Source organism: Shewanella maritima (assembly GCF_004295345.1).
GTDB lineage: Bacteria > Pseudomonadota > Gammaproteobacteria > Enterobacterales > Shewanellaceae > Shewanella > Shewanella maritima.
On record NZ_CP036200.1, the window covers coordinates 1259204 to 1281874 of the forward strand.

Annotated in this window: 18 protein-coding genes; 10 read left to right on the forward strand and 8 right to left on the reverse strand. The window is 44.0% G+C overall.

Annotation, left to right across the window (positions count from 1 at the left end):
• Window positions 1–78 precede the first annotated feature (78 nt).
• Entirely contained in the window at window positions 79–540 is a 462-nt protein-coding gene (locus tag EXU30_RS05295) for a thioesterase family protein (RefSeq protein WP_242620327.1), read from the forward strand.
• A 130-nt stretch (window positions 541–670) separates the two neighbouring features.
• Here EXU30_RS05295 and EXU30_RS05300 read toward each other — a convergent pair whose 3' ends face one another.
• Window positions 671–2263, reverse strand: a complete 1593-nt coding sequence (locus tag EXU30_RS05300; protein WP_130598152.1) for a putative bifunctional diguanylate cyclase/phosphodiesterase — start codon at window positions 2261–2263, stop codon at window positions 671–673.
• 98 nt (window positions 2264–2361) lie between these two features.
• A complete protein-coding gene (locus EXU30_RS05305) occupies window positions 2362–3204 on the reverse strand; it encodes an HDOD domain-containing protein (protein WP_130598153.1) in 843 nt (280 codons plus the stop codon).
• A gap of 272 nt (window positions 3205–3476) precedes the next feature.
• Here EXU30_RS05305 and trhP point away from each other — a divergent pair, with 272 nt between their 5' ends.
• Together trhP and EXU30_RS05315 are read left to right on the forward strand one after the other, a co-directional pair.
• A complete protein-coding gene (gene trhP, locus EXU30_RS05310) occupies window positions 3477–4868 on the forward strand; it encodes a prephenate-dependent tRNA uridine(34) hydroxylase TrhP (RefSeq protein ID WP_130598154.1) in 1392 nt (463 codons plus the stop codon).
• 10 nt (window positions 4869–4878) lie between these two features.
• On the forward strand, window positions 4879–5130 hold the full coding sequence (locus tag EXU30_RS05315) for a YfhL family 4Fe-4S dicluster ferredoxin (protein ID WP_130598155.1): 252 nt from the start codon (window positions 4879–4881) through the stop codon (window positions 5128–5130).
• A gap of 138 nt (window positions 5131–5268) precedes the next feature.
• Here EXU30_RS05315 and ubiT read toward each other — a convergent pair whose 3' ends face one another.
• Complete coding sequence (gene ubiT / locus EXU30_RS05320) at window positions 5269–5778, reverse strand: ubiquinone anaerobic biosynthesis accessory factor UbiT (protein WP_130598156.1); 510 nt, start codon at window positions 5776–5778, stop codon at window positions 5269–5271.
• A gap of 135 nt (window positions 5779–5913) precedes the next feature.
• Between ubiT and ubiU the strand changes: the two genes are divergently transcribed.
• Together ubiU and EXU30_RS05330 are read left to right on the forward strand one after the other, a co-directional pair.
• Window positions 5914–6915, forward strand: coding sequence for a ubiquinone anaerobic biosynthesis protein UbiU (gene ubiU / locus EXU30_RS05325; RefSeq protein WP_130598157.1), 1002 nt, complete (start codon window positions 5914–5916; stop codon window positions 6913–6915).
• Between the two features lie 11 nt (window positions 6916–6926).
• On the forward strand, window positions 6927–7829 hold the full coding sequence (locus EXU30_RS05330) for a U32 family peptidase (protein ID WP_130598158.1): 903 nt from the start codon (window positions 6927–6929) through the stop codon (window positions 7827–7829).
• A gap of 31 nt (window positions 7830–7860) precedes the next feature.
• On the opposite strand, the gene EXU30_RS05335 is transcribed toward EXU30_RS05330, so the two are convergent.
• Window positions 7861–8553, reverse strand: a complete 693-nt coding sequence (locus EXU30_RS05335; protein WP_130598159.1) for a hypothetical protein — start codon at window positions 8551–8553, stop codon at window positions 7861–7863.
• Window positions 8554–9105: 552 nt separating this feature from the next.
• On the opposite strand from EXU30_RS05335, the gene EXU30_RS05340 reads away from it, so the two are divergent.
• From EXU30_RS05340 to EXU30_RS05350, 3 genes are all read left to right on the forward strand, one after another.
• The gene (locus tag EXU30_RS05340) at window positions 9106–10383 is read left to right on the forward strand and encodes a YjiH family protein (RefSeq protein WP_130603269.1); all 1278 of its coding nucleotides are present in this window, start codon (window positions 9106–9108) and stop codon (window positions 10381–10383) included.
• 157 nt (window positions 10384–10540) lie between these two features.
• Window positions 10541–14248 carry a two-component regulator propeller domain-containing protein gene (locus EXU30_RS05345; RefSeq protein WP_130598160.1) on the forward strand — a complete coding sequence of 1236 codons (3708 nt, stop codon included), beginning with the start codon at window positions 10541–10543 and terminating at the stop codon, window positions 14246–14248.
• 49 nt (window positions 14249–14297) lie between these two features.
• On the forward strand, window positions 14298–14669 hold the full coding sequence (locus EXU30_RS05350) for a PilZ domain-containing protein (RefSeq protein WP_130598161.1): 372 nt from the start codon (window positions 14298–14300) through the stop codon (window positions 14667–14669).
• A 115-nt stretch (window positions 14670–14784) separates the two neighbouring features.
• Here the strand turns inward: EXU30_RS05350 and radA are convergent, their stop codons facing one another.
• Entirely contained in the window at window positions 14785–16146 is a 1362-nt protein-coding gene (radA, locus tag EXU30_RS05355) for a DNA repair protein RadA (RefSeq protein WP_130598162.1), read from the reverse strand.
• A 165-nt stretch (window positions 16147–16311) separates the two neighbouring features.
• Here radA and EXU30_RS05360 point away from each other — a divergent pair, with 165 nt between their 5' ends.
• Window positions 16312–18687 carry a PilZ domain-containing protein gene (locus EXU30_RS05360; RefSeq protein WP_130598163.1) on the forward strand — a complete coding sequence of 792 codons (2376 nt, stop codon included), beginning with the start codon at window positions 16312–16314 and terminating at the stop codon, window positions 18685–18687.
• A gap of 54 nt (window positions 18688–18741) precedes the next feature.
• Here EXU30_RS05360 and EXU30_RS05365 read toward each other — a convergent pair whose 3' ends face one another.
• Window positions 18742–19659, reverse strand: a complete 918-nt coding sequence (locus EXU30_RS05365; protein ID WP_130598164.1) for an alpha/beta fold hydrolase — start codon at window positions 19657–19659, stop codon at window positions 18742–18744.
• 144 nt (window positions 19660–19803) lie between these two features.
• Window positions 19804–20823 carry a phosphoserine phosphatase SerB gene (gene serB / locus EXU30_RS05370; protein WP_423213361.1) on the reverse strand — a complete coding sequence of 340 codons (1020 nt, stop codon included), beginning with the start codon at window positions 20821–20823 and terminating at the stop codon, window positions 19804–19806.
• 323 nt (window positions 20824–21146) lie between these two features.
• Between serB and EXU30_RS05375 the strand changes: the two genes are divergently transcribed.
• Window positions 21147–21851: an AhpA/YtjB family protein gene (locus EXU30_RS05375; protein WP_130598165.1), complete on the forward strand. Its 705-nt coding sequence runs from the start codon at window positions 21147–21149 to the stop codon at window positions 21849–21851.
• A gap of 77 nt (window positions 21852–21928) precedes the next feature.
• Here the strand turns inward: EXU30_RS05375 and deoD are convergent, their stop codons facing one another.
• The gene (deoD, locus tag EXU30_RS05380) at window positions 21929–22639 is read right to left on the reverse strand and encodes a purine-nucleoside phosphorylase (RefSeq protein WP_130598166.1); all 711 of its coding nucleotides are present in this window, start codon (window positions 22637–22639) and stop codon (window positions 21929–21931) included.
• Window positions 22640–22671: the final 32 nt, after the last annotated feature.

Below are 22671 nucleotides of genomic sequence, written 5' to 3' on the forward strand. Positions count from 1 at the left end.
AATGACAAGTTTCTCGCGCTACCATCCAAGGTCAATGTTAGCTAAACTCAGGCATCGACAAATTTAACTTACCATTTCATGACCCAGCAAAAACCAACTGCCACAACTCAGCTAGATAATTCATTAAGTGAAGTGTTTCATTTCCCGGTGCAAATCTATTATGAAGACACTGACTTTTCAGGCGTGGTCTATCATCCAAACTTTTTGAAATACTTTGAGCGCGCCCGTGAGCACGTGATCGGCGCCGATATATTAAATCAGTTATGGAACGAGCAAGGGCTAGGATTTGCCGTCTATCGCAGCGACATGCTATGCCATGATGGCGTTGAGTTTGCTGACATAATTGATGTGCGCACGCAATTTTATTTTGAAAGCAAATTTCGCACAGTATGGAAGCAAGAGATCTGGCGCCCCAATGCCACTAAGCCAGCGGTGACCGCAACCATAGAAATGGTGTGTATGAATACGAAACGCCAGCTACAGGCCATGCCCGTTGAGCTAATTACTGACTTACAATCTCAAGCAAAGCTTGGCAGCTAACATTCAAAGTAAAAGTCAAATGCGATGTTCAAACGGATAATTTAGACATTTTCGACAGAGCTAACCAACAGAGCACTTACTAACAAGATTATTGATTAACAAGCGGAGCACTTACTAACAAGATTATTGATTAACAAGCGGAGCGTTGATTAACAAATGGATATTTGCTCTGCTCGGCTGCAAATGAATTGGTAAGCAAGTGATGCTTTTCAATCTGCGCGGCAGCCATTGGCTCACTGATAAGCAAGCCTTGCACATAATCCACATTGAGACTTTGCACATAGTTAAGACTGGATGGGGTTTCAATACCTTCAACCGTGACGGTGCATTGTAATTGATGAGCTAGCTTCACCGTGGTTTTGACAATTTGCTTGGCGATATCGTCAGATTCAATATCACTCATAAATGCGCGGTCGAGTTTCACTTCATTCACTGGTAAGTGGCGCAAATATGCCAGTGAAGATTGCCCAGTACCAAAATCATCAATGGCTAAGCTCAAGCCTAATTCACGCAGTTGATTCAATACCCGTATGGCACATGACAGTGATGCCATCATCGCGCTTTCAGTAACTTCAATAGATATCCGATCAGCGCTGACGCCATGTTTTTGCAGACTTAAGGCAAGTGAATCCACCAGCTGAGTATTAGTGATATCGGTAGCGGATAAGTTAAGCGCAACCATTAAGTTGATATCGAGTTGCTGCCAGGCTGCCTGCTGTTTAACCACCTGATTTATCACCCAGAGGCTGATTGATGACATGAGCCCAGTCTTTTCAGCAAGGTGTAGAAACTCGTTTGGGTAAATCACCCCAAACTCAGGATGCTGCCAGCGAACAAGCGCTTCAACTTGATCAATATAGCCTTGGTGGCAATTTAACTTGGGTTGAAAAACCAAAAATAACTCGTCATTAGCCAATGCCTTTGCAAGCCCACTGCTAAGTATAAGCTGACGTTGATGGCGCTTATCTTCGTTTTGTTCATAAAACGCAAACTTGAGCTTGTTACGCTTGGCTTTTTGAAGCGCCAGGTCTAAACGCCGCAAGGTTAAACTAATATCCGCACCATGTTGTTTTAGTGATAACACACCAGCTTGCAGCGTTAACTCCACTTTTTGCACTGGTTTAGCTGTTTGGTCTGCGTTTGATGAAATACCCAAATCGACTTCAATAGCGAGTTGGTAAGCTAACTCCAAGCGGCGCAAGGTATCACTGATTTGCCCCTGACTTAGGCCGTGCTCGAAGTACAATAAAAACTCATTACCATTCATGCGCGCAATATAATCAGCTTGTTGCGGCAGTTCGCTTAATCGCCTTGAAAAGGCAATAAGCAGCTGGTCACCAACATTAAAACCCCATAAGTCGTTGATAAAACGAAACTGACGAATATCAACCAGCATTAAGCAGCCACTGGCTAAAGGTAACTTTTGCGTCAAAATACGCTTTATGCCAACCCGATTAATAAGGTTAGTGAGCTTGTCACGCTCAGATTGCGCCTGCTCAGATAAATGATAGCGCTCAATGATGGCAACGAGGGGTTTTAACAGGCGAGGAACAGTAGACAAATCGAGAGCTTGATGAGGCGTATCGAAACTCTCGGTTAAATATTTGAGTAAACGAAACTGCTTAAACGCGTTCCACACAAAGGCGATAACAATGACACTTAGTACGCAGGCTAAAAGCAATGGCAAACTTTGCTCAAGGAGTGCAATCATAGCGTCAAACATATTGGTGCCCTCCTCGGCTTTGTCGCTAACGCCCAATCCCCTAACGAGCTTGATTGACTGTCACGTTAACTCGATATATCTAAATTAAAAGTAAACGCTTATTCGTAACTTTGCTTAATTGAGTGATACGTATCTAAAAACTCATCACTGGCTAGTTCATCGGGTGTAACCGGCAAACCACGCTCGGCAAATATCGATAACCGTTCCTCCATCTGCCCACCAGAGCGAAGCTCACCAGTATAGAATGCCGCACTGCGAATGAAGTCTAAATAAGTCACGGTTTCTGGCAGATAGTGTAAGTCAGCCCAGCGCTCTACAACCTCAGTAACTTCTGGAGCAAAATCCCAGCTCTTTAATACGGCTCTGCCAATTGGTCCCTGCATTTTACGCACGAGACTGCGCAGCTGATCGATACTACTAAAATGCTGGGGATTAGCTTCTGCTTCAGACAATACTGGCAGCGCACCGATGTTATGAACCAGCCCAGCCAACGTCAGTGTTTCTTTATCCAGTTTCTTGGTTGGGTTACGCTTGTTATAAAGCTCCAGTAACGCACACGATGCAGCCGTCACTTCAATCGAGGTTTTCCAAACTTCGTCCATCACTTCCCACACCATTTCATTGGTGGAGATAAACAGCTGCTCCATCGCAACTGACGTAGTAATCGACTTGATTTGCACCAGGCCAATCCGGTTAACAGCAGCACTAATGTTTTCCGCTTTGGGACCACGGCAATACAACACACTGTTAGCAACTTTAATGATCCGCGCTGAGATTGCCGCATCTTGACCAATAATATCGCCAACCTGCTTCAAACTTGAGTTTGGACTAGCAACCACTTCCTGCACACGCATCGCCACTTCCGGCAATGTTGGCAACACCAAGGCATCGTCTTTCAATTTTTTTAATAATCCGACCAACAATTGGTGCTCAGTAGACATATTCGGCTTCCAAGATTAACAATTTGAAAACAGGATTATATACCAAGTGGATTATTTTCAGCAGCAATTGAACCACAAAAATATCCCTAAGCCTGTGACATTTAAACCATTTAGCACTTAAGTATCGAGAAAACTGCACTAAAGTCGTAACCCACAAGTGATACAAAGGTTATCTAGCGCTAATATTCGCTGCTGATATTTGCATCTAATACTATCCTTAAGTAAAATTCCGCCCCCGTTTTGCGCGATTTTGCGGCCAATTGAGAGAAGTTATGTTTAAACCTGAGCTATTGTCACCTGCAGGCACCCTTAAAAACATGCGTTACGCTTTTGCGTACGGCGCAGATGCAGTCTATGCAGGTCAGCCTCGATATAGCCTTAGGGTTCGTAATAATGACTTCAAAATGGAAAACCTAGCAACAGGTATTAAAGAAGCCCACTCCCTTGGCAAAAAGCTATACGTGGTAAGCAATATTGCACCTCACAACGCCAAGCTAAAAACCTACATTAAAGACATGCAACCAGTGGTAGATATGCAGCCAGATGCGCTGATCATGTCTGATCCGGGCCTTATCATGATGGTGCGTGAAGCTTTCCCCGATCAAGTCGTACACTTGTCGGTACAGGCAAACGCGATTAACTGGGCGTCAGTGAAATTCTGGGAACAGCAAGGTATTAAACGCGTGATTTTGTCGCGCGAGTTATCGCTTGATGAAATTGAAGAAATTCGCCAACGCTGCCCTGACATCGAACTAGAAGTGTTTGTTCACGGCGCCCTATGCATGGCGTACTCTGGTCGCTGCCTGCTATCGGGTTACATCAACAAGCGCGATCCTAATCAGGGTACTTGCACCAATGCTTGTCGTTGGAAATACGATGTCCATGAAGCAAAAGAAACCGTTGAAGGCGACATTATCGCCGTACAGCCACAAGGTATCGTTGACCAACACGGCGTGCAAATTGAAAACCCAACATTAGGTGCGGGCAAACCATCTGACGAAGTTGTGCTGTTACAAGAGCCAGGTCGCCCTGGTGAATACATGCCAGCATTTGAAGATGAGCATGGCACTTATATTATGAATTCAAAAGACTTACGTGCAATTCAGCACGTTGAGCGCCTAACCAAGATGGGCGTGGATTCATTAAAAATTGAAGGTCGTACTAAGTCGTTCTACTACGTAGCACGTACAGCGCAGCTTTACCGTCAAGCCATTGAAGATGCCGCTGCGGGCAAAGACTTTGACCGCACCTTAATGCGTAACCTTGAAGGTTTAGCGCACCGCGGTTACACCGAGGGATTCCTGCGCCGCCATACCCATGATGAGTACCAAAACTACGACTATGGTTACTCAATTAGCGACAGCCAACAGTTTGTTGGTGAATTCACAGGTAAGCGTAATGATGCGGGCCTTGCTGAAATCGACGTTAAAAACAAGTTTAGCGTTGGTGACAGCGTTGAAGTGATGACGCCGCAAGGTAACATCAACCTAACCATTAAAGAGCTTATCAACCGCAAAGGTGAGTCAATTGAAGCGGGTTTAGGTTCTGGTCACTTTGTGTTCCTTGATGTGCCAGCAGAAGTGGATGTAGATAAAGCCATCTTAATGCGTAACCTACCTCAAGGTCAGGACACTCGTAATCCGCATCAAGCGGCAAAGGCGTAAGGTTAGGCATATGGCACTGCTAATCGATGATAGCTGCATTAACTGTGATATGTGTGAGCCTGAGTGCCCAAATCAGGCCATCACTATGGGTGAGGAGATCTACGAGATAGACCCAGACCTATGCACAGAATGTGTCGGTCATTACGACAAGCCAACCTGTGTGTCGGTTTGCCCTATCGACTGTATTGACCCAGATCCAAACCATCAAGAATCTCAAGATGAGCTGATGGTTAAATTTGGCATTATTACTGGCAAAATATAGCCGAGCAATATCGATTAAAAAAGCGCTTAATGCTAATAACATTAAGCGCTTTTTTATTAGGTTTAGCTTGGAAATTTGCTAATAGAACTCCAAGCTCGTAGCCTTGTGCTAACCCCTTTAGGCCATTGGCTTCAGAGCTTAGTGAATATCAAGCTGACCTTGCAAGGTCTGGATGGTAATCGCAAGCTTCTCAATGGCGATTTGTACAGGCTTTGGCATAGTATCTAGCTCAATACCTAACAATAAATTCTTCACCTCAAGCCCTAGCTCAGTATCACCTTCAATCAATAGCTTACGCTGGAAAAACAAGGTATCTGGGTCTTCTTTACCTGCAGCCACCAGCACTAGCTCTGGTACGTTGGCACTAAACACCACGTCACTGTCAGCCATTGGTCTTATCTGCAACTTGTTATTGTCTATCGATACCTCAAACGATAAGCCGATATCATCAACAACAATCCCTACCCACTTATGCTGTAAAAAATCGAGTTCTTGCAGCTTAATTTGCTCTGCAAGTAACAAGTTAAGTAGCTGGCTCAACAAGTCGAGTTTTAGCTTATCTGGCACTAAAGCTAGAGTTTGCCTGCTAAGTTTTGGCGCAAAAGTAAAAATATCTTTGGCGATTTTTTGAGTGATAGCCTGTGACATTGGATTCCCGCGATTAGAAGATTCAAAAAGCGCCATTTTACTGTGAGTTTATCAAGCGAAACCTGTTTTAAATCAATTCATTTACAGTCATTCACTTTTACACTCCATTTCTGCATAAAAACAAGAGCAATATCTATGGAATTACTTTGCCCAGCAGGCAATCTAGCATCAATGAAAGCGGCCTTTAATGCCGGCGCCGATGCGGTGTATTTAGGACTTAAAAACGATACCAATGCCCGCTCATTTGCTGGTTTAAACTTTAACGAGCAGCAACTCGCTAAAGCAATAGTGCTCGCTAAAAAACAGAATAAAAAAATCTTTCTCACGCTTAATACTTTCCCAAAACCAGGTGAAGAATCACGCTGGTATCAAGCGGTAGATATCGCTGCCGACCTTGGATTGGATGCTTTAATTGTGGCAGATTTATCCTTGCTTGATTATGCCGCCAGCAAACATAAACATTTACCTTTGCACTTATCTGTACAGGCCAGCGCTACCAACTTAGCTGCGCTGCAGTTCTACAAAGAAAACTTTAATATTGAGCGCGCTGTACTACCGCGAGTGCTGTCGATGAAGCAGGTAAAAGATCTCGCTAAAGTGAGTCCAGTAGATTTGGAAGTATTCGCTTTTGGTAGCTTGTGCATTATGGCGGAAGGTCGCTGCCACTTATCCTCTTATGTGACGGGACAATCACCCAATACAGGCGGCTCATGCTCACCAGCGCAGCATGTACGATGGCAAGATGATGGCGACGACAAACTCACTCGTTTAAATGAAGTGCTGATTGAGCGCTCAAGTAAAGATCAGCACCTTGGCTACCCTGTGGTATGTAAAGGTCGCTATCTCAGCGAGCATACACATGAGCCACAACACCTGCTCGAATCCCCTACTAGCCTCAATACCCTAAGCCTGCTTCCTGAGCTTGCTCAGGCTGGCATACGTTCTCTCAAAATTGAGGGACGCCAACGCAGCCCAGCCTATGTTGCCCAAGTAGCTAAAGTATGGCGTGAAGCCATTGACAGCTACCTGCGCTCACCCGAGCAGTTTGTATCACAAGCAAGCTGGGATCAGGCACTTGCCAAGGTATCTGAAGGTCAAATCACCACACTTGGGGTCTATGCCCGCCAATGGCAGTAGCGAGTAACACAATGAAAATATCTCTAGCCCCAATTCATTACTGCTGGTCAAAAGCAGATACTGAACACTTTTACAATCAGGTAGCTCAAAGCAAGGTAGACACGGTTTATCTAGGTGAAACCGTCTGCAGCAGGCGCCGCGAGCTAAAGTTTAAAGACTATCTTGCCATTGCCCATCAACTTAGCGATGCAGGTAAAAATGTTGTTCTGTCTACCATGGCGCTCATTGAAGCCCAGTCAGAGCTTACTGAGCTTAAGCGTTACGTCGACAATGGCCAATGGCAAATTGAAGCCAATGATATGGCAGGGGTTCAACTAGCTAGTCAGGCAAAGCTTGGCTTTGTTTGCGGCCCGACAATCAACAACTACAACCGTGCCTCACTTGAGCTATTACATAAACAGGGTATGACTCGTTTTGTCATGCCTTATGAACTGTCTAAAGCCTGGCTCGATAACGTGATGACGCCCAAGCCTGCATTTGAAGTAGAAGTATTCGGTTTTGGTCATATCCCATTAGCGCACTCAGCAAGATGCTTTACCGCTAAGCACTTCAATCTAAATAAAGACAACTGCCAAACCATCTGTCAGCAGCACCCAAAAGGGCTGTTGGTTCAGACTCAGGACAATCAACCACTACTAAGGCTCAATGGCATTCAAACTCAATCAGCCAGGTGCATCAACTTGTTATCTGAATTGGATGATATGAAGCAAATGGGTATCGACTATTGGCGTTTATCAGCAAGAAGCATTGATGATCTTGTCATTGCTGAACAGGCATTTGAGCAGCTTGCAGCACCGGCGATCTCAAAAGCTGACGAGCTTCAATCCCATGAGTTGGGCATAAATCAAAACACTCAATTAGATTGCAATGGTTATTGGTTTGGGCAAGCTGGTATGACTTCGCAAACAAGCTAGGGATATTTCAACATAACTGTGTGCGCAGCGATTAGCGATAACTGCTGCGCACAGCATTTAGTTTAATAATTGCTGTAGTAACTACACACGCCAAACTACTCCAGTAAGTCATGGCTTGCCACCAAATCTCAGGTTTTGGTGAGATAGACGTGATTTGGTCGACAACGATAAGGTAATTAAGCAGTGGTTTTGACTGCGACATTTCAATGTATTGTGGGATAACCAATAAAGCGACATGGGCAACAACCACCCAAAACGCAATAACTCTAGCTAACCACATCAGCTTCGGCGATAAGTATTTGCTAACACTCAATAAACTCACCGCTAATAAAACGCCTGAACAAAGATAAGCAAATACCGCATTCATATGCAGGTGGTGCACATTCATAGGGAACAAACCCGTAGCGGCTAACGTGATAAACTGCAAAGCTAAAGCAAACCAAAAGACGCCGTGAGCGACGCCTTTTGATAATTGCAATGCCAGTAAACAGCTTAGAGCAACACTTAAACTACCAAAAAATAATCCACCATTTAAAAAAACCGCTGCAGGCGATTTTGAGTAGGTACCCAGCTCGCTTAAACTGGTGCGCGCCATAAACTCAGGGATATGCAACAGACTGTCGACCTCAATCAAAATGGCAATAGCCCATCCTAGTGCAATCCCAAATATCCCTAGGGCACCGAAGCGAAATGCTAGATTTGAAATTCTTTTTTGTTGTGTCATCAGTATGCTTTTATTTTTTAACAACTCTAGCTTAACTCAAGTTGAACAAAAAAAAATGGGGCTGCCTCTTGCTTTCACGTAAAGTTAATCAGTTTTTCGTTCAGTAATTATACTACTGGCTATACTCGTTATTAATTTCATTCTAAGTTCCATGATGTGGCAACTGGAACTGACATGCTCAAAACAAAAAAATAACGCCCCACCAAGTAACATACATCTCACACCAAACAAAACACCCACAAACCAGTGGTAAACATTTATTTAACACATTGATTGTTATATATTTTAATATGTGAACCAGACAGCAAAATAACTAATCACTTTAAGCAAATAAATATTCAAACCACTAATCATTTTACTTCAAACTATATTGAGAGTAATCTTGCGCCCTTATGGGAAGGAACTCCTACCTAACTGCGACGGCAAGCTAAACGCAACCTCAGTTGCACTTAAGAACAAAGGCCAAATAAAGTGACCACACAAAAACAACAACACAGTTTAAAAACCATACTGACCTTTTTGATCCCATCAATCATAGGTCTGTTATTATTTATGACACCGATTAGTCATAACGATGCAATCACGATTCCAATTGCAGTATTGTCAAAAGGTGTGCAAGCCTACTTTGGCGATATCATTCCAGCCATTGCAACTGGCATTGTCGTGTTAATGGCTTTAGTCACTATAGTTGTGAAAGTCAGCCAACCGAAACAAGTCACTCAAAGCCACTTTCTCAATACCTTACTTAACGTATCGCCATTTTGGAGCGTAGTACGTGTTTTCGGTGCTATTTTCATTGTGATGGCACAATTTCAGATTGGCCCTGAACCAATCATTTCGGGGGCAACAGGTGGATTTGTACTAAACGACTTGATCCCAACACTCTTCTCAGTATTTATCTTTGCAGGTATGTTACTCCCACTACTGCTCAACTTTGGCTTGCTAGAGTTTTTTGGCACTTTGCTAACCAAAATCATGCGCCCGGTATTTAATCTTCCGGGTCGTAGTGCGGTTAACTGTATGGCTTCATGGTTAGGCGATGGCAGTGTTGGTATTTTGATGACCAATAAGCAATACGAAACAAACTTCTACACTCAAAGAGAAGCTGCTGTAATCGGTACCTCTTTCTCGGCGGTATCCATTACCTTTAGTCTGGTAGTAATTTCACAAGTTAAGCTTGAGCACTTATTCGTACCTTTTTACATAACTGTCTGTTTAGCCGGTATTATTGCTGCGATCATAGTACCTAAGCTGCCACCTCTGTCTTGGAAGAAAGATGAATACATCGATGGTAGTGAAGCCAAACAAGATAGCGAAAGCATTCCTACCGAACATGGAATTTTTAGTTGGGGCTTTGGTCTAGCGCTAAAACGCGCAGAGAAAGCGGGCGGCGTGAAACAACTTTTATCTGAAGGTTCGAAGAATGCCATTGATATGGTCTTTGGCGTTATCCCTGTTGTCATGGCGATTGGTACAGTTGCATTGATTCTAGCTGAACATACGCCAATCTTTACCTACCTAGGCATGCCATTTATTCCGCTGCTAGAGCTATTGCAAATCCCTGAAGCAAGTGCTGCCTCGCAAACGATTGTGGTGGGGTTTGCGGATATGTTCATTCCGTCAATTCTTGCAAGCTCAATTGAGTCAGATCTCACTCGCTTTGTGATTGCTGCGCTATCAGTCACTCAGCTGATTTATATGAGTGAAGTGGGTGCGCTACTGATTGGTAGTAAGATCCCGGTTAACTTCTTCGAGTTATTTATGGTATTTATCCTACGTACTCTGGTCACCCTACCTGTGATTGCCCTAATGGGTCACCTATTGGTATAAAACCTGACCTAACAAGCGGCTTTGCGCAGAGCCTAAAACCTTAAAAGGAGCACTTCGGTGCTCCTTTTGTATTTCATTGATTTTCTCGCAATTATTCAAATTCCACCTACACTTATTTCAGTATCGTTAATACCTTTTACTGAAATAGGAATTGTGCTTGAAAGCGCTTGTAAACTCCCTCAGCCAACTTTGTTTAACCTTGTTGGCCACTCTTGCTTTGAGTGGTCAAGTTGCCGCATCTATACAGTTTGAAACCCTAGCAGCTGAGCACGGTTTATCGATGAATACAGTCAACGATCTAGTTACAGATCAAAGTGGCTATTTGTGGGTCGCGACGCAAGCAGGGCTAAATCGTTACAATGGCGCTGAAATCAAAGTCTATTTAAAAAATGGCAACTCGGGCCCATCAGCCAACCACATAAGCCACCTTTACTACAGTAAGAGCGGACGACTCTGGCTGAGTACCTTAAGCGATGGTATTAATCGCTATGACCACAAAAACGATGCCTTTGAGCATTTTAAAGATGTCACTGATCTGCCACAAACTGGTATACAAGCTATTAGCGAAGACAATGAAGGAAACATCTGGTTCGGTAGTGACCAAGGGATTTTTATCTTTGACCCTAAATCTCTCAATGTCACTAGCCAATATAAACTTAATCAAGCCAATTTAAGTGGTGAGAATATCTCCCACATCTACTTTGACGATTTAAAACGGGTGTGGGTAGCGCACGAAAATGGGCTGCAGCTATTTGATAGTCATGCCAAGCGATTTCATGGTTTTCAACACCCTGCCTTAAATCAACCGATTCACGCTATCACTCAGGGAGAAGACCACAGGTTATGGGTCGCCAATGAGCAAGATGCGCTAATTTGTGTATCACTACTTGAAGATCAATACAGCAACCCATTAGTTGAGCTTAAACAAGATGTGTTACCAGCAAGCCTAACGGGCTTTGCAATAAGTGATCTACAGCAAGACAGACAAAATAATTTATGGATCGCATTTGCAAATGCAGGCCTAGGATGGCTTAGTCAGGACAGAAGTGAATTTAAACACCTCAAATACGAGCCGGGCAATATCACTAGCCTGCGCAGCACGGCAATGACCAAACTCTGGCTTGACGAAGAAAACCAATTGTGGATAGGCAGCAAAGGCGATGGTTTAAGCAAGACCTACCTCAATGGCTTGGTTTTTAACACTATCAATCAATACAGCTTTGACAACCATAACCTGCTTGATACCGACATACGTAGCATCTATCGAGACAGCAGTAATCAGCTATGGATAGGCACTGCTCAAGGTTTGTATTTAGCAGATGAGTCTGCAGACAAACAAATCACTGGGTTTAGCCGCTTTGAACATCCTGATTTTAATCCTTACAGCTTTATTAGTTTCATTAAACAAGACGCCGAAGGGACGTATTGGATAGGTACCCGAGGTGAAGGCCTATACCTGTATGACAGTCACAATGCCCATATCAAGCAGTATCGCCACAACGCCAGCGACCCAAAAACCATAGCTAGTGACTACCTCTACAGCCTGTATTTTGATAATCAGCAACAAGCCTGGGTGACGACTAAAGATGGCGGTTTAAGCCTATTCTTGGGGCAAGAAAATGGATTTCGAACCTGGGCTGCAAGTAGCGATGATAGTTATGGATTGCCAATCAACGAGGTGACAAACGTTCTTCAGGACGATGCAAACAACTACTGGGTTTTAACCTATGGCGGCGGCCTTATTCAGATGACGCCCCAAGGTAAAATGACCGAATATTCGCCGCAAACACTGCCACAGTTCCCCAGCAAGCACCTATTTAAAGCTTATATCATTGACGAAAAGCTATGGATTTCCTCCAGCGATGGCGTTTTTGCTTTCGACCCGAATAGCAAACAGGTACAACTATTAAATAAAGACTCAGGCTTAATCGACAATGTTGCCTACCTCATGTTGAAAGACAATATTGATCAGCTTTGGATTGGCACCTCGAACGGTTTATCTGTCTATAATCCCAAAGAAAATTCCTACAAAAACTATACCGATATCGACGGACTGCAGGCGAACGAATTTAACTTTGGCGCAGGTTTTGTAGATAGTGATAATCGCGTTTATTTAGGCGGCATTAACGGATTCAACCATATACTAGTATCTGCATTACCGCCTATTCGCGCGCCAAAAACACCGGTTATTGACGAGTTTCTATTGCTCAGCAAAGTACAGCAATTAGGCCCGAATAATCGCTTCTCACAAGCAGGCTATATTGGTTATGCAAAAATGCTTAACCTCAGTCATAAAGATGCCCTGTTTGCATTTAAATTCCATAGTGTGCACCTGCATCACGCGAGTCAAATCAGCTATGAGTATCGAATGCAAGGTCTACATAACCAATGGTTTAGTGACCAAAATAGTTACAGGGCACATTTTACCGGGCTCGCGCCAGGGCAGTATCAATTTCAAGTTAGAGCTCGTAACATCAACCAACAATATAGCCCTACCAGAACCTTAGATATTTATATCGCTCCTGCACCATGGCAAACCTGGTGGGCTTATCTACTCTATCTTTTAGCTGCAACAGTAATTGTGTGGTTACTCGTTTCAATGCAGCTAAAGAAGTTTCGAACCAAGGTTGAAATGATGGAAAAAGTCGCTAAAAGTGAACAGCGACTGCAACTTTCATTATGGGGCAGCGGAGATGAGTTTTGGGACTGGGATTTAGCCGCAAAGAAAGCAATACGTTCCAATGTATTCTTAACCTACCCCGAGGTTGAAAAAAATTTAGCGCACACTCTAAACACTGTCGTGCACCCAGATGATTTACTTGAGGTTCAATCCGATATTGAAAAGTGCCTTAAACTTGGCAAACAAGATTTTGAGTTGACCTATCGTGGTTTAGGACTTGATGGTTCTTGGATTTGGGTACTTAACCGCGGCAAAGTTGTTGAGCGAGATGAACAAGGCAGACCCAAGCGCATAACAGGCACAATCAAGAACATTCAAACCTTGAAAGAAACCGAGGCACAGCTAAAAGCGCTCAACATTGAGCTAGAGGATAGAGTTAAAGCACGAACAGAAGAGCTTCAGCTCACGCGTGACGAACTCATCGACAAAGAAAAAATGGCAACGCTTGGCGGCCTAGTGGCCAGTATTACTCATGAAATAAATACACCTATTGGGATCAGCGTGACCGCGATATCGCACCTTGCAGATAGCGTTGACGAGTTTAACCGCAAATATGATGCTGGAGAGGTATCCCATGAAGACTTCCAAGCTTATCAAGACGAAGTGGCAGACTGTACTAAGCTGGTGCTGTCTAACCTTAACCGCGCATCAACATTAATCCAAAGCTTTAAGAAGGTATCGGTAGATCAATCCCATGAAGACTTGCGCGACTTCAACCTTAAACATTATCTCGATGAAATTTTTGTTTCACTTAAACCATTACTGTCACGTACGCCACACAGTTATCATTACGAGTGCCCTGAAGATATTGTGCTTCACAGTCACCCTGGCGCCTTCTATCAAATCATCAGTAATTTAATAAACAACTCTATTATCCATGGTTTTAAGCAGGGCGAATCAGGTAATTTGTCACTAACGTTTGTGGAGCACCAAGATGGGCTCACAATGACCTACCAAGATGATGGCCATGGCATGACGGAATCAGTAAAACAGCAAATATTCACCCCTTTCTTTACCACCAAGCGAGGTAAAGGCGGTAGCGGCCTTGGGATGAACATTTTATTTAATTTGGTTAATCAGGTGCTAAAAGGCAAAGTTGACCTTATTACTGAGCCAGAAAAAGGTGCTAAGTTTGTGATAGAGCTACCAAAACAAATCTACTCCTCAGAGGTACATAAGGACTGATTTTGACGTATGATACTTATAAACTCCTTTTACTCTTAAGGACGTAACCATGGATGAGCGACGTAAGTTTTCACGAACCCTATTTGCAGCCAGTGCCTACATTATCCAGACGGATCAATCTTGGCGCACTAAAATCCTTGATTTGAGTTTAAACGGCGCACTGGTAAAACGCCCTGATAATTTTACTGGTCAGGTAAATACAGGATTCAAGCTAGAATTTATTTTGCCAGACTCGGACGTTGAGTTGCATATGGAGACCACTTTAATCCATAAAACTCCTGAATATTTAGGATTAAAGTGCCATCACATTGATGTAGAAAGCATTAGTCACTTGCGCCGGATCATTGAACTCAATGTCGGGGATGCCGAGCTACTTAATCGTGAAATTGAGCTACTAGCCGAGTTAAAAGACAACGAATAACGAGTGCGATAGCATGCTCCCTATATTGGTTGGAGCGATTCATACCCCAAAGCGCTCTTTTGAGCGCTTTTTTGCATTGACTGTATTCCGCTCTACATTATCTCGCGAGCATAATTTATAACGCTTCTAATGCTTGAGCTAATTTAGTCACACCTATCACTTCCATGCCCTCTGGCGCTTTTTTTGGCATATTCGCTTTAGGGACAATCGCACGTTTAAAGCCATGCTTAGCCGCCTCAATCAAACGCTCCTGCCCATTCGGCACAGGCCTAATCTCGCCAGACAACCCCACCTCACCAAATACCACTAGCTCAGGTGACATAATCTCACCACGAAAGCTTGAAACCATAGCTAACAACAAGGTTAAGTCCGCACTGGTTTCGCTGACTTTAACGCCGCCGACCACGTTGACGAATACGTCTTGATCTGACATTTGCAAGCCACCGTGACGATGCATAACCGCAAGCAACATCGCTAAGCGGTTAGCATCCATACCAACTGCAACCCGGCGCGGGTTCGCCATGGCGGAATTATCCACAAGTACCTGCAATTCCACCAACAAAGGGCGCGTGCCTTCCCACACAACCATCACCAATGAGCCAGAGCTTGCCTCCTCGCGAGACAAAAAAATTGCCGACGGATTCGCCACTTCTTTTAAACCACGCTCGGTCATGGCAAATACACCTAGCTCGTTGATCGCACCAAAACGGTTTTTATGTGAGCGTAAGGTGCGATAGCGACTATCACTATCGCCTTCAAACATCACCGAGCAGTCAATACAGTGCTCCAACACTTTAGGACCAGCTAAGCTACCATCTTTAGTAACATGGCCCACCATAATCACCGCAATGCCCTGCTGCTTAGCAAAGCGCGTTAAATACGACGCCGACTCCCGCACCTGAGACACACTGCCAGGTGAAGACTGAATATCAGCCATATGCATTACCTGAATCGAGTCCACCACCATAATTTTTGGCTTTTCATTTAAGGCAATATCGCAAATAGCTTCTACCGAAGTCTCAGAGAGCATGCGAAGTTTTTGTGTTGGCAGTCCTAATCGGTGAGCGCGCATGGCGACCTGTTGCAGTGACTCCTCACCCGTTACGTACAGTGCATTCATCGACTCGGATAACTGACACAGGGTTTGCAGTAGCAAGGTACTTTTACCGGCGCCAGGATGACCACCAATTAAAATCGCGCTGCCTGGCACAATACCACCACCAAGCACTCTGTCGAACTCGCCAAAGCTACTGGCAATACGCGGCAGCTCAGACAAGTCAATTTGATCTAAGGTTTGTACGTGATTACTGGTTTGCCCTGCATAGCCAGAAAATTGATGAGTACGCTTCGCGCTTGAGCTGCCTAAACGTACTTCGGTAATCGTATTCCACTCGTTACATGCGCTACATTGACCTTGCCAGCGGGGAAAGTCTTGTCCACACTCATTACAAACGTATGCGGTCTTATTTTTTGCCATAAGTCTCTATCTTGTTTTTACTTGGCTCCGACACATAAGATTATCTAAAGATTGGAAAAACATTATCTCACCTGAGATAATCAAGTATCGCCTTTGTCTGCCGATAAGACTATCAGCCGCACTGACAATAATCATTAAAAAACTAATCAATAAAACGATGCCAGAATGAGTTTAGACAATCACAGCGAATTAATTGAACAGTTAAAACCCTTGATGATGGAGCCTGACTTCGCCGACATCTTCGAGCAATTAACCGCGGGTGAAAGCAACTCTAGCCGTTTTTTGATAAAAATGGAGCTAAACCGCATCACTGCGGCGTGTACGCGTATTATTGATTTGCGCGATAAATCTGAGCTGCCATGTGAAGAGGTGACCATAGCCGAGCAGCGTCATTTTCTTGATGAACCTGCCAAAGAAGCGTTATTAAGTGCCCTGCCTCTCTATCGCAACAAGTACACCCTTGGGGTTTATGAGCATGTGATTGAGTCTCACCGTCAACGCAGAGCCAAAGCTAGAGACACGGTTAATGAAGCGGAATCGCCTACTAACCAATTTTTGGTTCCGGGTGTGGTTTTAGGCAGCTATTTTCACCGCAGCGAAGAGCGGATGAACTACAGCATTAAGATTGAGGCCAGCCAGGCAAACGGCGCGAAAACATTTGGCGCTACGCTGGATTTATCTGTCGGTGGTGCCCGCGTCAAATTACCGATTAAGCATAGATTTGATCAAGATGAGCCACTTAAGGTCAAACTACTGGACTTGAATGAAGAGTTCTTCTTTGAAGATTTACAACATGGCGTTGACTATCAAATCGTCAATATCGAAAACAAAGACAACAATGCCATATTTCGCCTTAAACGCGTCGGCGGCGGTAAAGAGCTAGATCAGGTCATTACTCAGCTAATTCGCGGCTACAAGTTTCGCTATAAAGTTGACATTAACGACGTAAATGTAACGGCAAAAGGCTTAGGCCATGAGCGTCACTACCTACCGCTGCAGCCTCATTTACCGCTGTTTATCGCCATGGTTAATGGCAGACCGCAGATCACTCATGAGCTGCTTGCTAGAGGTAACCAACCGCTCCAGCATTACTTCTCTGATGAAAATAACGTTAGCCAGCTACCTGAACTGCTCACCTTTAAACGCCTGGTTAATCTGGTTAAACAACCGACAAACCCCGATCATCATTTGATGTTTTGCTTTACCCACAATGCCAACGGGCAACTGAGGTTTTACTCAGCAACCCTTGCTGAGCTTAAAGAGCACGATAGCCTGCCTCTGTTTTTAGGTTTTAGTGCTTCAAAAGCAAGCTGGCGGGTATTTAAGGTCACAGTACAAAAGATCGATCACAGTAAAAACTACAAAACCTCAACCTTGCCCGGTGAAGATCAACGCTACGCAAGCCTCACTGAAACTGAGTTGGCTAAGTTCACTCACGTACTACAACTTATTGACCTTACCAATGAAGATATAAAAGCGCAGTATAAGCAGTGGTTTAATAACGATAACGTCAATAAACTCAAAGTTTTCACCCAGAAAAAAGTCGCCAAAGATACCATTAGAAAAGTATCCATGCCTTTTAGCGAACGCCGCCGTGAAGCACGCTTTGCCTTTAAAACTCTGGTGCATGTGCTGCAAAATGGCAAGAAAGCGGTGGGGATTACCCATGATATATCGAGTCGCGGCTTACAGGTTTATTTAGATGAACCAATTGACTTCCAATTTCCTGCAGAGGTTCAACTTAGCTTCCCTAGGCTGCAAACCATGGCTGGGAAAACCGATCTGAGTAATCAGCCCTACCAATTACTGCGTGCTCGCCAGAATGGACAGATCTTGCATCTTAGTGCCAATATCGGTCATAGCACTCACAATGGCGTTGAGTTTCTCAATAAACTCATCGTCCACAACAAAGAAAAGCTCGCTCAGCTATCTGACACCCAAGGAGAGCAGAAAGAGCTCGCTGATGGCATGAAAAACTTAGCGATGAGGCAACTGGTGGGTGTGCCTTACTTTATTGAAAAGACCGCTAAGAACCTGCAAATGGGCTGTTTAGGAGTAGGCACAAAACCTGATGAAATAAGTCATTTATTTGCTCAAAATGCTGACAAAGTTTTGCAATACGACATGACACCTCTGCTGGACAATGGTGTTTTAAAAGAACACATTCTTGACCCTATTAAGGCAATGAAACCCACTCATGATATGGACTTTTTTGAGGTGTTCATTCAGCTTACAAAACATGCGCGCGGCAACATTCATTTAGTTTGTCAGGTGGTGTCTGAGTTTGAATCGAGTGAATCACAAGCTTTGTTCATCAAGCAGAGTAAATCGACGGGTAAATTTATGGCACTGCGAGTTTACCGAGGCGCAACAGGCAAGCCAGATATGAAGTACATTCGCCGCGAGTTAGAATTTATCAATGTCCACGCACCTCATAGGGCAAAACAACTGGAAGAACAGCTTTGGCGCGTGGTGGGTACTGGTGAGTTGATTGATATTACCGCCGAGGTTGAGCTACGCTTTCCTGAGCTTAATCAGTAATAGCAACGCTCCGCTGCTAACTAATATATTTCAGTCCAAAAATACTTTTGCACCTCAACCAAGATCATGCGCTAAGTACCACTGACGGATCTGCACAAAATGATCGTCAATGGCATGAGGGGCGGTAAGCATAGATGCATGATCATAATCATCAAGATAACCATTTCGCTTAGCTAGCAAGGTATACTTAGCCTCGTTTAGGCCACACTCTGCCAGCATATCTTGTACATCAGATGGATTACCTAACACGCGATCTTTTTTAGCCGCAATAAACCAGGTTTTAGGCCAGTTAACATCTACAGCAGCCTGACGGTAGTCAAAACCATCATCAGTGTCTATCCAGTCACCTCGTACCCAATCTATGGTATTGCTAAGCGAGGCTCGGGTTTCATTATCCATACCCATTTTAAGCTTTTGCGCATTCAAAAAACCGGTCTTTTTAGCATAGGCTGGTGCCAGTCGATTCCACACCAAATCCACCATTAACCATTTGCGCCAGTTCTGAACCTTAATGGTTCGCTTAGTACCAAAGGTCAGTAGTGACAATACACTTTGCTGAATATGCTCAAAGCGCACGATACAGCTCGCCATTAACACGCCGCCCCATGAATGGGCACACCAATGCACTTTTTGCTCAAGAGGATGACGCTTTAAAATAAACGCTTGTGCTAGCGGCAGTTGTTCTTTAATCACATCGCTTTGCCCAAGGTTAAAATCACGGCTAATTGGAGGCTCGCTTAAACCGCGCCCAGCACTATCAAGCACATAAACATCAAACCCAGCTTTTGCTAAAAAACACGCTAAGCCCTTACCTTTATCGCTATAAAACACCTTGCCGTTAGACATAGCGCCATGCAGCATCAAAATGGGTGGATGATTATGTGTAGCTAGCTTTGGGGCAATGTGGCGTAAATGCAGCTGCCCTTGACGGTAAGGAAGGAATAATGACTCTTGTTTAATAGCTAGATTCAAAACAGGGTAAAATTTAATTAGAGTGATAATACTAAACTAGCGTTTCAATTGCCCAAGCGCAACCGCTTAGGCAATAAGGCGCTTTCAAAACAAAACCTTTTAACTCACTGTTGGTCCAGTACAGAAACTAGCCCAGTAAAGAGATTAGCCCTGTAAACAGAATACCAGCGCGCGCATATCTAGCCTATCGATAGCAATATCGGCTTGCTGTTTTAATTTAGGTTTCGCGTGAAATGCCAAGCCTAAATCAGCCTGATTAATCATAGGAATATCGTTAGCACCATCACCAATTGCAACACGCTGCCCGCACCCTATACCCCATTGCTCAGCCATACGTACCACCACATCGGCTTTGTACTGAGCGTCGACTACATCGCCCGTAACGGTGCCATTAAGCGTGCCGCTTTCAATCACCAGCTCATTGGCAAACGCGGCATCTAAACCCAGTTTTTGCTTTAAGTCGTTCACAAAAGGTGTAAAGCCACCAGATGCAACCACTAACTTCCACTGGTGCTGCTTAAGCTCACTAAGCGAATCCTCAAGCCCTGGCATAATCGGTAAATTAGCGCAAAGCTCAGTAATAATTGCCTCATCAGCACCAGCAAGTTTACTCACTCTGGTGCGCAGGCTTTGCTCAAAATCAAGCTCTCCACGCATGGCCTGAGCCGTCACTTCAGCGACCGCATCACCTACTCCAGCCATCGCGGCTAACTCGTCAATACACTCAATTTCAATGGCTGTCGAGTCCATATCCATCACTAGCAAACCTGGCTGAGCGAGTTTTGCTAAAGGCTGAGTCACCCAAAAATATTGCGCTAAACTTGAGCTGGGAAAATCAGCTACCACGTCTTGATGTTGAGCATTAAATGTCAGCTCAAAGCCAAGGTAACTGTTACTACGCGTTAGCAAACATATCGAATAGTTTGATGTTACTCGTGTCAATGTTAGCTTTGCCAACCAGTTATCAAGCGCGGCGCAGGTATCAGTATCACTTGGGTCAAACACCACTCGCAATTGAGCGCTTGTAGCTGAGCTTATTTTATCGAATTGAGATTCCTGATAGCGGCTAACTTGCCCGTGTTCAAGGTCTAAAACACTTGTTGTTTGCTTGGTTAACCAATTTAGAACGCTAACTTCAACCACAATATACTCCGCTGTTATCACTGCTAGTCTGCTTTACTAGCGTTATTGTTACATAGGGAAATGAATGACGGTTTATTCTCATCAGCACGATATATCGCTGTAAGGACTCAGCTGTAACAAGAATAAAATAAACACACCTTCAGCCGTGAATACCATTGCTTTTCGCTTTGGATAACATAAACTTATTATGCTCTTGATACTCTTTCCACTAAGTGCTCTTTAGCCAAAAAATATAAGCGTGACTTGAAAGCTAGCTTAAAACTTACATTCTCTAGTGAGTCTAGTAGGCGTCATACCTCGGCTCGAACCACTCACATTAAACAGAATAATAACTGAGGATTAAAGTGATATTTGTTAAAGGTCTTAAGAAAAGGCAACAGTTTAGCCGCCTGCTCCAAGTCATCTCAGCAATCGCGTTGATTTTTGGCTTAGTGAACCTTTGGCAAACCAGTCTTAAAAACGGCCAAGAGTTAATACAATCCCAAACTGAAATCATGGCAAGGTTACTGGCTAAACAGGTGGCGACGGGCGCTGCACCCGCTATGTACCTGCAAAATGATGAGCAGCTGCAATGGTTGGCAAACTCGTTAACTCAAGACCCAAAAGTGGTTTCAATCCATATATATAGCTCACAAGGATTGCGTCTAGCCTTCTCGCAAAGTCTCACCTACGAAGAATACGCGGCTAATTCAGACGAAATGAAGCGCTTACTGCAAAGCTACCCACCACTTATCGAAAATGTCATCCAAAATGGTAATAATCTGGGTTATGTTGAAATTCGTCTCAACCTAAAACACTTCTTTGAAGAAATTAAGGTGCTACATGAAAAGAGCATGGAGCTGCAGCAAATGATGTTGGTTGTCGCGGGGGTAATTGGTTTAATGCTATCGCGCGCGCTATCGTTTAAGCGGGCTGACTTTATGCGTAGACGCACCCGCGCAAAAACTAGGCTTGCGCCAACTAAGGTAAGAAAAAAGGCGACAAAATCAGCGAAGAAACGCGCTAAAGGTAAAGCACAACAGACAGAAGTTGAAGCTAAGCCCAAATAATCGCAGCAGTTAAAACAGCAACAAAAAAGGGCTCTATGAGCCCTTTTCTAATTCATTCAACTAATTAAAGCTAATGATTATAGGTCAACCGCAGCATCTAATGTCATGATAATCATGTCATTGAAAGTCGTTTGACGCTCATCAGAAGTGGTTTGTTCACCAGTACGGATGTGGTCAGAAACGGTTACAACACACAGCGCTTTAGCACCTAGTTCGTGTGCTACGCCGTATAGACCAGCAGCTTCCATTTCTACACCAAGAACGCCCATGCGCTCCATTACGTCAAACATTTCTGGGTCTGGCGTGTAGAATAGATCAGCAGAGAATACATTACCCACTTTTGTCTTAATATCATGCTTTTTAGCAGATTCAACAACAGCGCTTAGTAGACTGTAGTCAGCAATTGCCGCAAAATCTTGGTTTTTAAAACGTAAACGGTTTGCTTGTGAATCAGTACAAGCACCCATACCGATGATCACGTCGCGAAGCTTAACGTCAGCACTAATCGCGCCACAACTACCAACACGGATTAGGTTTTTAACACCGTATTCTTTGATTAGCTCGTGAGCATAGATAGAGCAAGATGGAATGCCCATACCACTACCCATAACAGAGATACGCTTACCTTTGTAAGTACCAGTAAAACCTAGCATGTTACGTACGTCAGTCACTTGCTCTACATCTTCTAAGAAAGTCTCAGCAATGTACTTAGCGCGTAGTGGATCGCCAGGAAATAAAACGGTTTCAGCAAATGCGCCTTCAGCTGCATTAATGTGTGGTGTTGCCATGAATATAACCCCTATGTTTCTTTAAATATTCA